Origin of the sequence: Mesorhizobium sp. WSM4887, assembly GCF_029625865.1 — a bacterium.
Classification (GTDB): Bacteria; Pseudomonadota; Alphaproteobacteria; order Rhizobiales; family Rhizobiaceae; genus Mesorhizobium.
Map to the genome: position 1 here is coordinate 990,655 of NZ_JARTVP010000001.1, position 12,565 is coordinate 1,003,219.

Annotated in this window: 12 protein-coding genes and 1 pseudogene; 4 read left to right on the plus strand and 9 right to left on the minus strand. The window is 64.2% G+C overall.

Annotated features, from left to right (window positions below; translation table 11 throughout):
- Positions 1-174 precede the first annotated feature (174 nt).
- Genes P9230_RS04705 through pcaF form a run of 3 tightly spaced genes read left to right on the plus strand, consistent with a single transcriptional unit; the run spans position 175 to position 3,034 of the window.
- Positions 175-1,032 (plus strand): CoA transferase subunit A, encoded by an 858-nt coding sequence (locus tag P9230_RS04705; protein ID WP_127216185.1) that lies wholly within the window; start codon positions 175-177, stop codon positions 1,030-1,032.
- Positions 1,029-1,829: a CoA-transferase subunit beta gene (locus tag P9230_RS04710; RefSeq protein ID WP_278117613.1), complete on the plus strand. Its 801-nt coding sequence runs from the start codon at positions 1,029-1,031 to the stop codon at positions 1,827-1,829. The genes P9230_RS04705 and P9230_RS04710 overlap by 4 nt, the downstream gene beginning before the upstream one ends.
- A complete protein-coding gene (gene pcaF, locus P9230_RS04715; protein WP_278117615.1) occupies positions 1,829-3,034 on the plus strand; it encodes a 3-oxoadipyl-CoA thiolase in 1,206 nt (401 codons plus the stop codon). The genes P9230_RS04710 and pcaF overlap by 1 nt, the downstream gene beginning before the upstream one ends.
- A gap of 13 nt (positions 3,035-3,047) precedes the next feature.
- On the opposite strand, the pseudogene P9230_RS04720 reads toward pcaF, so the two are convergent.
- The 5 genes and pseudogenes from P9230_RS04720 to P9230_RS04740 all read right to left on the minus strand — a co-directional run.
- A pseudogene (locus tag P9230_RS04720) lies at positions 3,048-3,206 on the minus strand (4-hydroxybenzoate 3-monooxygenase); the annotation flags it as partial.
- Positions 3,207-3,269: 63 nt separating this feature from the next.
- Entirely contained in the window at positions 3,270-4,085 is an 816-nt protein-coding gene (gene pcaD, locus P9230_RS04725) for a 3-oxoadipate enol-lactonase (RefSeq protein WP_278117617.1), read from the minus strand.
- Between the two features lie 55 nt (positions 4,086-4,140).
- Positions 4,141-5,067 carry a PfkB family carbohydrate kinase gene (locus P9230_RS04730; protein ID WP_278117619.1) on the minus strand — a complete coding sequence of 309 codons (927 nt, stop codon included), beginning with the start codon at positions 5,065-5,067 and terminating at the stop codon, positions 4,141-4,143.
- A gap of 13 nt (positions 5,068-5,080) precedes the next feature.
- Positions 5,081-5,950, minus strand: a complete 870-nt coding sequence (locus tag P9230_RS04735) for a MurR/RpiR family transcriptional regulator (protein ID WP_278117621.1) — start codon at positions 5,948-5,950, stop codon at positions 5,081-5,083.
- On the minus strand, positions 5,947-6,939 hold the full coding sequence (locus P9230_RS04740) for a sugar phosphate isomerase/epimerase family protein (protein ID WP_278117623.1): 993 nt from the start codon (positions 6,937-6,939) through the stop codon (positions 5,947-5,949). Before P9230_RS04740 ends, P9230_RS04735 begins: the two co-directional genes overlap by 4 nt.
- Positions 6,940-7,084: 145 nt before the next feature.
- Between P9230_RS04740 and P9230_RS04745 the strand changes: the two genes are divergently transcribed.
- Complete coding sequence (locus P9230_RS04745; protein WP_278117625.1) at positions 7,085-8,743, plus strand: sulfatase-like hydrolase/transferase; 1,659 nt, start codon at positions 7,085-7,087, stop codon at positions 8,741-8,743.
- A gap of 5 nt (positions 8,744-8,748) precedes the next feature.
- On the opposite strand, the gene P9230_RS04750 is transcribed toward P9230_RS04745, so the two are convergent.
- From P9230_RS04750 to P9230_RS04765, 4 genes are all read right to left on the minus strand, one after another.
- Positions 8,749-9,603 carry a sugar phosphate isomerase/epimerase family protein gene (locus P9230_RS04750; protein WP_127323800.1) on the minus strand — a complete coding sequence of 285 codons (855 nt, stop codon included), beginning with the start codon at positions 9,601-9,603 and terminating at the stop codon, positions 8,749-8,751.
- Between the two features lies 1 nt (position 9,604).
- A complete protein-coding gene (locus P9230_RS04755) occupies positions 9,605-10,381 on the minus strand; it encodes an ATP-binding cassette domain-containing protein (protein WP_066992195.1) in 777 nt (258 codons plus the stop codon).
- Complete coding sequence (locus tag P9230_RS04760; RefSeq protein WP_067328839.1) at positions 10,378-11,370, minus strand: ABC transporter permease; 993 nt, start codon at positions 11,368-11,370, stop codon at positions 10,378-10,380. Before P9230_RS04760 ends, P9230_RS04755 begins: the two co-directional genes overlap by 4 nt.
- Positions 11,371-11,514: 144 nt before the next feature.
- Positions 11,515-12,504 carry a substrate-binding domain-containing protein gene (locus P9230_RS04765; protein ID WP_127323801.1) on the minus strand — a complete coding sequence of 330 codons (990 nt, stop codon included), beginning with the start codon at positions 12,502-12,504 and terminating at the stop codon, positions 11,515-11,517.
- Between the last annotated feature and the right edge of the window lie 61 nt (positions 12,505-12,565).

Genomic DNA, 12,565 nt, shown 5'->3' on the forward strand with positions numbered 1-12,565 from the left:
CCTGTATAATCCTGTTCATTAGCGTATGTGAGACAAAGCGTCAACGGCCAAGTCCCGCATGTCCCGATTGTTTTGCGCTGCACCTCGTTTGCCTGCAGGCATCCTCATAGTGACGCGAGAGGGGCGCTCTCATATGCTCCGATACGAACCTTCTAATCTCCGGAGCAATGGACGATGGTCAAGTTCCTGCCGCTGAAAAAGGCCGTTGCGGAGACTCTGCACGATGGCGATACGGTCGCCTTCGAGGGCTTCACCCATTTGATCCCGACCGCCGCGGCCCATGAGGCAATCCGCCAGTGCTTTCGCGACCTGACGCTGATCCGCATGACACCCGACCTGATCTACGATCAGATGATCGGCATGGGCATGGCCAAGAAGATCGTCTTCTCCTATCTCGGCAATCCCGGCGTCGGCCTGCTCAGGCGCGTTCGCGACGCCATCGAGAACGGCTTTCCACGGCCGATCGAGGTCGAGGAGCACAGCCACGCCGGCATGGCCAACGCCTATGAGGCGGGTGCCGCCGGCCTGCCCTGCGCGGTGTTCCGCGGCTATCGCGGCGCAGGCCTTGCCGCCATCAATGCAAACATCAAGTCCATAACCTGCCCGTTTACCGGCGAGGTGCTAGCCGCCGTTCCGGCGATCCGGCCCGACGTCGCCTTCATCCACGCGCAGAAGGCCGACCGCAAAGGCAATGTGCTGGTCGAGGGCATCATCGGCATCCAGAAGGAGGCCGTGCTCGCGGCCAAACGCGCCGTGGTGACGGTCGAAGAAGTGGTCGACAGTTTCGACGATCTGCATCCCAATCTCACCGTGCTGCCGAATTGGACGATCGCGGCAATCTCGATCGTGCCGGGCGGCTCCCATCCCTCCTACACGCATGGCTATTACGAGCGCGACAACTCCGCCTATCTCGAATGGGACGAGATCGCCGCCGACCGCGACCGCTTCCAGGCATGGATGCAGAAGAACGTCATCGAGAGCAGCGCAGACGACTTCGCGGCTCGCGTCGAGCATCTGAGGAAAGCCGCATGAGCGAGAATGATCTGGGCTTCACCCCCAGCGAGATGATGACGATCGCCGCCAGCCGTGCGCTGAAGAACGACGATGTCTGCTTTGTCGGCATCGGGGCGCCGTCGGCCGCCTGCAATGTCGCGCGGCTGACGCATGCGCCCGACATCACACTGATCTACGAGAGCGGCACCATCGGCACCGCGCCCCACGTTTTGCCGCTGTCGATCGGCGACGGCGAATTGTGCGAGACGGCGGTCACCACCGTCGCGGTGCCGGAGATGTTCCGCTATTGGCTGCAAGGCGGCCGCATCTCGATAGGCTTCCTTGGCGCCGCCCAGCTCGACAAATTCGGCAACATCAACACTACGGTCATCGGCGACTATGCGCATCCCAAGACGCGGCTGCCCGGCGGCGGCGGCGCGCCGGAAATCGCCACCTCCTCGCGAGAGGTCTACATCACCATGGCGCAGTCGAAGCGCGGCATGGTCGAAAAGATCGACTTCTTCACCTCCTTCGGCCATGGCGAAGGCGGTGACCACCGCAAGCGGCTCGGCATCGACACCGCCGGTCCGACCTTGCTGATCACCGACCTCGCCGTCTGGAAGCCGGACCGTGTCACCAAGGAATTCACCGTCGTGTCGCTGCATCCCGGCGTCACCCGCGAAGAGGTGCAGGCGACCTGTGGCTGGGAAGCAAAGTTTGCCGAGGCGCTTGACGAGACGCCGGCGCCGACGGAACTCGAGCTGAAGACATTGCGCGATTTGCAGGCGCGCAGCAAGGCCGCGCATGCGGGTACCGCCAAAGGGAAAGCTGCATAATGACTGATGCCTTCATCTGCGACTACATCCGCACGCCGATCGGCCGTTTCGGCGGCGCGCTATCCTCGGTGCGAGCCGACGATCTCGCCGCCATTCCGCTGAAGGCGTTGGTCGAGCGCAACCTGGGCGTCGACTGGGCCGCGGTCGACGACGTCGTCTTTGGCTGCGCCAACCAGGCCGGCGAGGACAACCGCAACGTGGCGCGGATGGCGTTGCTGCTGGCCGGCCTTCCCCAGGACATTCCGGGCTCCACGATCAATCGGCTCTGTGGCTCGGGCATGGATGCCGTCACCATCGCCGCCCGGGCCATCAGGGCCGGCGAGGCCGAGCTGATGATTGCCGGCGGGGTGGAATCGATGAGCCGCGCGCCCTTCGTCATGCCGAAGGCCGACACCGCCTTCTCGCGCAATGCCGAGATCTACGACACCACCATCGGCTGGCGCTTCGTCAACCCGCTGATGAAGAAGCAGTACGGCGTCGATTCCATGCCGGAGACCGGCGAGAACGTCGCCGAGGAGTTTTCGGTCAGCAGAGCCGACCAGGACGCCTTTGCCGTGCGCAGCCAGGACAGGGCTGTTGCGGCGCAGGCCAATGGCCGGCTGGCGAAGGAGATCACGCCGGTGGCGATCCCGCAGAAAAAGGGCGAGCCAATCGTCGTCTCGAAGGACGAGCATCCCCGCGCCGGCACGACCATCGAGGCCCTGGCCAAGCTGCCGACGCCGTTCCGCGAGGGCGGCACCGTGACTGCCGGCAATGCTTCCGGCGTCAATGATGGTGCTGCTGCGCTGATCATCGCCTCGGAAGCGGCGGCCAGGAAACATGGCCTGACGCCGATCGCCCGCATTCTCGGCGGTGCTGTTGCCGGCGTCGCGCCGCGCATCATGGGTATCGGTCCCGCGCCGGCAACCAAAAAGCTCTGCGCCCGTCTCGGCTTGAGGCCTGACCAATTCGACGTCGTCGAGTTGAACGAAGCCTTCGCCTCGCAAGGCATTGCCGTGCTGCGTGAACTCGGAATTTCCGAGCAGGCGAAGCATGTGAACCCCAACGGCGGCGCCATTGCGCTCGGTCATCCGCTTGGCATGTCGGGCGCGCGCATCACCGGCACGGCGGCGCTGGAGCTGCGCGAGCGCGGCGGACGCTGCGCTTTGGCCACCATGTGCATCGGCGTTGGCCAGGGCATTGCGATTGCACTGGAACGGGTCTGACGGCTCGGCCCGCTCAGTAAGGCAGGCCGACATAGTTCTCCGCCAGCGCGGTCGAGGCGGCAATGGAGTGTACGAGATAATTGAGCTCGGCTTCCTGGATGCGCTGACCGAACTCACCCGCCTCGGGGAAGCGGTGGAGGATCGTCGTCATCCACCAGGAGAAGCGCACCGCCTCTCAATCGATGCGATGGCGTCGCCCTCGAGCCCGGTCCGGTATCGGTTGGCATTGTTTGCGTCATCGTCCATGGAGAGGCTTCCCCTCAGGCAACGACGCGACGAAGGCGCGGATCAGGGCGACGAGCGCGTCGGGCTGCTCGATGCAGGGAATGTGCCCGGCGCCGCGGATCAGCTCGAAGCGCGCGCCGGGGATCAGGTCGGTAAGCGAGCGCACGAGATCGGGCGGCGTCGAGCCGTCCTGGTCGCCGACGATGCAGAGCGTCGGCACCGCGATGCGGCGCGCGCTGTCGGTGAAATCCGCATCGCGAACCGCCATGCACGTGCCGATGTAACCCGGCAGCGCCTGCCTGGTCAGCATGTTGCGGCAACCAGCAAGCTCTGCGGCGCGGTTGGCATGAAAATCCGGCGTGAACCACACCTTCATGATGCCATCGGCAATCACCTCGATGCCGTCACGCTCGACCGTCGCGATGCGGCTGTTCCAGCTCTCGGCGGTACCTATTTTGTGCGCGGTGTCGCTGAGGATCAGCGCTTCGACGAGTTCGGGCCGCCGTGCATAGAACCCCTGCGCGACCATGCCGCCGGCCGACAGGCCAAAAAGCACGACCTTCTGGAAGCCGAAGCAGTCGATGAGCGCGCTCAGATCGTCGACATGGTCGTCGATCGAGCGCACGCCGCTGCCGATGTCGGAAAGTCCGTGGCCGCGCTTGTCATAGACAAGCATCGGCATCTCACCGGCAAGCCGTGCGACGACATCGTCCCAGATCCGCAAGTCGGTGCCGAGCGAATTGATGAAGATGATCGGGCGCGCAGCAGCCGTCCCGGCGATAAGGCGATGGTGCAACGTAATGCCGCCGATACTGACGAATGGCACGATCTCGATCCTCCAAACCAACATTGCACCAGTTGTCTAGATCGGTAACCGAGGGCTACTCTGGACGGTGCACGCCCTTTTGAGGGGGCGTCTGGCGATCCGCCTCCGGCGTCGAGACCAGCAGGGCGGCGGCGGCATTCGCGGCGGCGATGGCGGCCTCGGTGGGCTCACCGCGAGCAAGCGCAGCCGCAAAGGCACCGACGAATTCATCACCGGCGCCATGGGTGCTGACCACCTTCACTGGAATGGCAGCGAGCGCAAAGGCGCGGCCATCGCGGTCGTGATAGGCGACGCCATCGCCGCCGGCGGTGACGATTGCCGCCGGATAGACGATTGCCAGCTGCCGCGCTGCCTCAGCTGCGCCTTCTAGCGTGTCGACGACCGGAATGCCGGCCAGGAACTCCGCCTCTAGAGCGTTGGTGATCACGATATCGACGAGCCCGGTGAGTTCGGCGGGCAGCGGCCGGGCCGGCGCCGCGTTGAGCACGACGCAGCAGCCGGCAGCCTTCGCCGCGCGCGCGGCAGCGATGTTGGCGATTTCCGGCACTTCGTTCTGCAGCAACAGCACCTCAGCCTGCGCGAGCAGACCGGCCGCCCCCGCGACATCCTTTTCGCCGAGTGTCAGATTGCTGCCGGAAACGATCACCGCGCCGTAGTCGCCATCGGCGTCGAAGATGGCCACGCTCATGCCTGATCGGGTTCCCGGTTCTGTTCGCACGAAGCGGTGCTCGACATTGCTGCGGCTGAGATTGGCGAGCAGCGCGCGGCCGAAATCGTCGTCGCCGACGGCGCCGATCATCGCCGACCTCGCCCCCGCGCGCGCCGCCGACAGGGCCTGATTGCCGCCCTTGCCGCCGCATTTCGGCTGCCAGCCGAAACCGGTCACCGTCTCGCCCTTGCGCGGACGATCCGGTGCGTCGACCAGGATGTCGTAATGCAGGCTGCCGAACACGGCCACCAGCCCCGCTGAAGCAACGCTCATCCGCGACGATCTTTCATCTGTACTTGTCTCGCCGTTTCGACGTCACTGCCGACATGGTGCGGCCGAGATTGTGCTCCGCCGCCTGGTAGTCGCGCTGCGCCACCGCGACGAACAGCGCATCCAGGATGTTGAGCTGGGCGATACGGGCGGCCGCATTCTCGCCCATCAGCGGCGACCCCCGCGCGGTCGAGCAGAGCACGACATCCGCCTCGGCTGCCAGCGGCGAGTTGGCGTAGTTGGTTACGGCAAGCGTGCGGGCGCCGTTCTTCTTGGCGAGCTGAACGGCATCAATCACCGCGCTGCTGTTGCCGGAATGGGAAAAGCCGACGGCAATGTCTTCGGCGCCGAGGAGCGAGGCCGACATGAGCATCATGTGGGAATCGTCGTAAACCGCCGCGCGGATGCCGATCCGCAGGAACTTGTGCGAGACATCCCGGGCAATCTGAGCCGAACCGCCGACGCCATAGAAGTCGCGATTTCTGGATCGATAGATGAGGTCGGCGGCCCGGTCGAAATGGCCGATGTCAAGGATCGCCAGCGTTTCCTCCAGCGCCTGTATCGAAGTGCGGAAGACCTTTTGCGCGATCTCGGCCGAACTGTCGTCGACGGAGAGTTCCCGGTGCATCTCGGCGGTCGGCGAGCGGCTGTATTCGCAGACTGCCGTCCGGAAGTCGCGATAGCCGGAGAAGCCCAGCTTCTTGGCGATCTTCACCACCATCGCCTCGGAGACGCCGGCCTCTTCAGCGATCTCCTTCAAAGAGATCGTCTCGTCGAAACCGCGGCGGCCGAACACGGTTTCCACCACCTTTGCCTCCAGCGGTGTCAGATGCGGCATCATCATGCGGATGCGCGGCCCCACGGCCCGGAGATCCGCGGACGTCATCCTGCATTTGCTCCGAGCAGGATTTCCTGGACGACAGCCTGCGAGGCAACCGCGTCCTGCCCATCGAGGGCAGCCGCCAACCGATTGTCCCGCTCCAGCCGCTCGACGACCCGCAACATGCGCTTGACGGTCATGATGTTGACCTCGCATTCGCGCACCGGGTCGAGACCGGTCATGTCGGGAAAGGTGTCGAAATAGATGGCACCGGCGTAGCCGTCCCTGCGTATCTGGCGCAGCAGTTCGATGGTCTGCAGCGTGTGCACGGCGCCGACCATCAGGCCGTCGTCGCGCTTGGCGTAGCCATCGTTGAGATGAACGCCGAGCAACCTGCTGTGACGGGCGACAAGAGCGGCGGCAAAGGCCGGTTGCTCGTCGGCATAAAGAACATGCGCGAAGTCGAGGGTGACGCCGAGATTGGGCAGGCCGGCCTCGCGGATCGCCAGCAACGTGGTCGCGGCATCCGGCATCAGCGAATAAGAACGCGGCTCGTTCGGCTTATATTCGAGGCTGATGGCGCAATCGGGGTCATGCGACGCAACTTCACGAATACCGTCGATTTCGTGTTGCCAAAGTGTCGCGTAGTCGGCTTGGAAAGCGTAGTCGAAACCATCCTGCCCCAGCCACAACGTCATGAGACCGGCGCCCGCCTCTCGCGTCGCATTGATGCCAGCCTTGGTGAGGTCGATGGCTTCACGCCGCACTGCCGGATCGGGATTGGTGAACGCGCCGAGCTTGAAGGCGGGATTGGAATAGTAGCGCATCGCGAAGGCATTGATGGAAAGCCCGAGATCACCAAGCCTCCGTGCGATTTCCCTGGGGTTTTCACCGATATGGTCGGGAAAGTTGAGGTCGAGATCGGTGAGCCCCTCGACCTTAGCCGCCCGCGCCGCCATCTGCAGCACCGAGGGCTTCCCGGTAAGCCCGGCCCACTCCGCCTCAGGCCGCGAGGCGAAGGAATTGAGACGGGTGGCAAAACGGTGGGATGTCATTTGGAATCCTTGGGATGCCTGAGACTTCACATGAAAAAATGATTTTGTAAAGTTCTCTGGTGAGCTGTGCAGGCTGGTTGCCCTGGTTGGCATGCGCTGATTGTTCTGGCATTACCGGGTTCGAGAACCATTCCGACGGGCAGCAATGACCTCGAAACGCAACGTCCTTTTCATCATGTGCGACCAGCTGCGGTTCGATTATCTGAGCTGCGCCGGGCACAAGAGGCTGACGACGCCGAACATCGACCGGCTCGCCAGCCGCGGCGTGCGTTTCACCAAAGCCTATGTGCAATCGACGGTCTGCGGCCCCTCGCGCATGAGCGCCTATACCGGCCGCTACGTCCGCTCGCACGGCTCGACGCATAATGGCGTGCCGCTCAGGGTCGACGAGCCGACGCTGGGCGACCATCTGCGCGAGGTCGGCGTGCGTTGTGCGCTCATCGGCAAGACACATATGAAGGCCGACGAGGAAGGCATGGAGCGCCTCGGCATCGCCAAGGATTCCGTCATCGGCGTGCGTGTCGCGGAATGCGGCTTCGAGCCGTTCGAGCGCGATGACGGCCTGCACCCCTCGACCAGCTACGACCCCGATCCGGTCTACGACACCTATCTGCGCCAGCACGGCTTCGAGGCCGAAAATCCTTGGGAGCATTGGGCGAATTCCGGCGAAGGCGAGAATGGCGAGAATTTCAACGGCTGGCTGCTCGTCCATGCCGACAAGGCGGCGCGCATTCCGGAGGAGCATTCCGAGACGCCTTACATGACGCGCCGTGCCATGCGCTTCATTGAGGACGCCGAGGCCAAGGGCGAAGCCTGGTGCGCGCATCTTTCCTACATCAAGCCGCACTGGCCCTATATCGTGCCCGCGCCCTACCACGCCATGTACGGCAAGGCGGACATCCAGCCGCCCGTTCGCAGCGAAGCCGAGCGCGTCTCGCCAAACCCGATCTTCGAGGCCTTCCAGCAGGAGCGGTACTCGAAGAACTTCGCGCGCGATGAGGTCCGCGAAACGGTCGTTCCCTGCTACATGGGCCTGATCAAGCAGATCGACGATCAGCTCGGCCATTTGTTCGACTTCATGGAGAAGCGCGGCCTATTCAAGAACACGCTTGTCGTCTTCACTTCTGACCACGGCGACTATCTCGGCGACCATTGGCTCGGCGAGAAATACCTGTTCCACGACGTCGCGGTGAAGGTGCCGATGATCGTCTACGATCCTCGTCCGGAAGCCGACGTCACAAGAGGAACCACGTCGGACGCGCTGGTCGAGATGATCGATCTCGCGCCCACCTTTCTCGATTATTTCGGCGGCAGGCCCAAGCCGCATGTCCTCGAAGGCCGCTCGCTGCTGTCGCTGACTTCGGGTGAGCGGAAGAGCCTGCGCAACTATGCCGTCAGCGAATATGACTACAGCGGCGATGCGGCGCGGCTGAAGCTCGTCATGCCGGTTTCGGGCTGCAAGCTCTACATGATCACCGACGGCCGCTTCAAACTCGTCCATGGTGAAGGTGTCGAGCCGATGTTCTTCGATCTCCAGAACGACCCCGGCGAATTGCGCGACCTCGGCCGCGAGCCGTCGGCCGCCGGCGATATCGAGCGGCTGCGCAAAATGCTGATGCGCTGGCTGGCGCTGCCCAACAACCGCATTACCGTCCCCAACGAGTGGCTGACGGAGATCGACGACAAGGTCGGGCATTTCGACCCGATCATCGGCTCCGGCGTGCTCATCGGCTACTGGGACGAGGCCGAACTCGCCGAACAGCAGGAGGCGCGTCGCCGCTGGCTGACGCGCCGGGGCAAGTAGCTTCGTTACCCGAGTGTCAGCCCCGCCTTCTTCGCTTCGTCGCGCAGGAAGGGCAGCCCCACCTCGATGACGTCGCGCGGGTCTTCCGCCACCGGACGCCATACCGCGAGCCCGCCGGCGATGTCGACGTCGACATGGTTCATGCTTTCGAGCGTGATCGGGCCCGCATAGCCGATGTCGGCGATCGCCTTCATGCAGGCTGCCCAGTTCAGCATGCCGCGCCCCGGCACGCCGCGATTGGCCTCCGACACATGGACATAGCCGAGGAAGGGCGCCGCCGCCTCGAAGCCGGCCGCGAAGCTCTCTTCCTCGATATGCATGTGGTAGGTGTCGAGATGTATGAAGATGTTGTCGGCGCCGATGCGCTCGATGATGCGCGCCGCGTCGACGCCGCGGTTGATCAGATGCGTCTCGTAGCGGTTGCAGGGTTCGATGCCGAGCTTCAGGCTGCGGGCCTTCGCCGACTTTGCCGCCCTTTCGAGGAAGCGGCACATGCCGTCGATCTCCCGCTGCGTCGGCGCCCGGCCGGTGGTCTTGCCGATCGTTCCATAGGTGACGCCGCCGAGCGCCTCGGCGCCCACCTCGTTGCAAACGTTGAAGGCCGGCTGCAGGAAGTCGAGCGCCTCTTCCGGCCGCTCCACCACGTCGAGCGCGCGCGGCAAGCCGAGCGAGGGAATGAGCTGCACGCCATAATGGTTTGCAAAACCGCGCGTGCGCTTGGTGTCGATCTCCTCGGGTCTGAGCAGCGGGATTTCCATGAGGCCGATGCCGAGCTCCTTCAGCCGGTCCATCTGCGGCTCGATGCGGGCCAGATCCCAGACCGGGGCGATGGCGAAAGTGTGCAGTCCGAAAACATTCATATCAGCCTCGTTGCTCGTGCGCCGCCGCGGCGGCCGTATCGCCGCCGCCGACGATGCGGCTGACGACTTCGTTCATGTTGGTTTTGGCGGTGACGAGATCGGCATCCGCCCTGCCGTGGCGCAGCACGACGATGCGATCGGTGACCGACAGCACGTCGTTCAGCCGGTGCGAGATCAAAATGACGGCGATGCCTTCAGACTTCAGCCGCCGGATGAGATCGAGCACGCTCTGCACCTCGCGCACGGCGAGCGCCGCCGTCGGCTCGTCCATGATGACGAGCTTCGGGTTGAAGGTGAGCGCCCGCGCGATCGCCACCGTCTGCTGCTGGCCGCCGGAGAAGGAGCCGACGGAACGACTGATCGACGGCAGGTGCGCCCCGAGCCGCTCGATCATCCGCGCCGCCTGCCGATCCATCTCGGTCTTGTCGACAAAGCCGGGGAAGAGGCCGAGCAGCCTTTTCGTCGGCTCTCGGCCAAGGAAGATGTTGGAGGCCACGTCCTGCTGCTTGGCCAAGGACAGATCCTGGTAGATCATCTCGATGCCGAGCCGGCGCCGCTGGCCGGGATCGAGAGCGAGGATGTCCTTGCCGTCGAACTCGATCGAGCCGGTGTCGGCGCGGTAGATGCCGGTGATGGTCTTCATCAGCGTCGACTTGCCGGCGCCGTTGTCGCCGACCAGCCCGACCACCTCGCCGGCCGCGACCGACAGGTCGACGCCATGCAGCACGTCGACCGCCCCGAAGCTTTTGCGGATCTTGTGGAGCGAAAGCAGGGTCATACGCGCGACTCCTTCCGCACCTGATACTGGTCGATGAAGACCGCGAGGATGAGAACCGCGCCGATCGCCATCTGCTGGTAATAGGATTGCACGGCAAGCAGCGTCAGCCCGTTCTGCAGCACGCCCATGATCAGAGCGCCGATCATGGTGCCGAGGATCGAGGCACGGCCGCCGAACAGGTTGGTGCCGCCGATGATCGCCGCGGTGATCGCGGTGAGTTCGTAGTTGATGCCGGCGGTCGGGTCGCCCGCATTGACGCGGGCGGTGAACAAGAGACCGGCAAGCCCGGCAAGCGCGCCGGAGAGCGTGTAGATGATGCGGCGATGCTGCTCGACGCGGATGCCGGCTGCGCGCGCCGCGCCCTCGCTGTCGCCGAGCGCCAAAGTGTGGCGGCCGAAGCGCGTATAGGCAAGCACCGTATGCGCGACGATCGCCGTCAGCACGAAGATGATGACAGGCATCGGAATGCCGAGCGGCCTCCCTTGCCCGATATAGACGATCTCCGGCGGCAGGCCGTAGATCGCCCTGCCCTGCGAGATGACGAGCGCCAGCCCGCGCGCAAGGCCCAGCATGCCGAGCGTTACGATGAAGGCCGGCACGAAGGCGCGGGTGACCAGTTGGCCGTTGATGTAGCCGGCGATACTTCCGGCCAGAATGCAGGCGATCACCGCGAACACCGACGGCCAGCCGAGGTTGACGGCGACGAAGGCCCCCGCCACGCCGGCAAGGCCCATGACCGATCCCAGCGACAGATCGAGCCCACCTGAACCGATGACGAAGGTCGCGGCGATCGCCAGCACGCCGATCGTCGACGTCGCGAGCAGGATGTTGAGGAAATTGCTGAGCGACAGGAAGAAAGGCGACAGAATCGCCATCGCCGCGCTCAGCAGCACAAGCACCAGCAGCGACTCCAGCCTGATGTGGAGCCTCTCGACGGATGCGCGCTGCACCCGAGCCCAAAACCCGGGCTGCGCCGTTTCGGAAGCCATGTTTTGACCCTTCTGGGTAGGGGACTAGGGGAATAGGGAAGTCAGCGGGAGAGAGCCGGGTCTGGGAAGTGCAAACCTTCCTCCTCCTACCCCCTACTACTGACCTACTCCCCTACTGACCTGCTCCCCTAGTCCCTTCTCTTGCTACTTCACATATTGCAGCATCGGCTCCTTGCCGGCGTCGAGCACGTCCTTGGTCAGCACCAGGGTGGGCACCGCGATGCTTTCCTCGACCTTCTCGCCGGCCAGCGCCTTCTTGACGTTCTCGACCGCCTGCTTGCCGACGAGATAGGGAAGCTGCGCGACGGAAGCGTTCAGGCGGCCTTCCTTGATCGACTTCACCGCGTCGATGTTGCCGTCCACGCCGATGATCGTCACCTGCTCGCCTTTGCCGGCGGCGTAGACCGATTCAACGGCGCCCAACGCCATGCCGTCGTTGGCGCAGAAGATGGCAACCAGATCGGGATGCGCCGTCAGTGTGTCGGTGGCGATCGAGGCGGCCTTGCCGCGATCCCAATCGCCCGGCAGCGAGGCGACCACCTCGAGCCCCGGCGCCAGTTCCTTGAGCTTGTCGGCAAAGCCCTTGGCGCGCTTCTCGCCGGTGATGTTGCCTGAGAGACCCTCGATCACCAGCACCGGACCCTTGGCGTCCTTGCCAAGCTTGGAGACGAGATATTCGGCCCCTTGCGCACCCGCGGCGACGTTGTCGGAACCGATATGGAAGGTAACCTTGACGCCTTCCTTGTCGAGAACCGCCTGGTCAAGATTGTTGTCGAGATCGACGATCTTGATGCCGGCATCCTGCGCCGATTTCAGGCAGGGCAAGAGGTTGGTCGAGTTGATGGCGGCGGTGATCATCGCCACCGGCTTGCGCTCGAGCATCGTGTTGCAGAGGTTGAGCTGCGGCTCGGCCGCCTGGTCGCTTTCGGCCGCCTGCTGGAAGTATTTCACGCCGGCCTCCTTGGCGCCGTCGGCGACGCCCTGCGCCATCGCGCCCCAGAACGGATTGGCCAAGGTCTTCATCAGCACGCCATATTCGCCGTCCTCGGCCTTAGCAGCGCCGACCGCGGCAAACGTAAGCGCTACGCCCAACGCGAGAGTAAATCGATTTATCTTTGTGGAAAGCGATGTCATTCCGTCCTCCGTTTGTTTGCGCCGGATGCCTCGGCCAGGGCCGGCACTCTTCTTCCGTTGT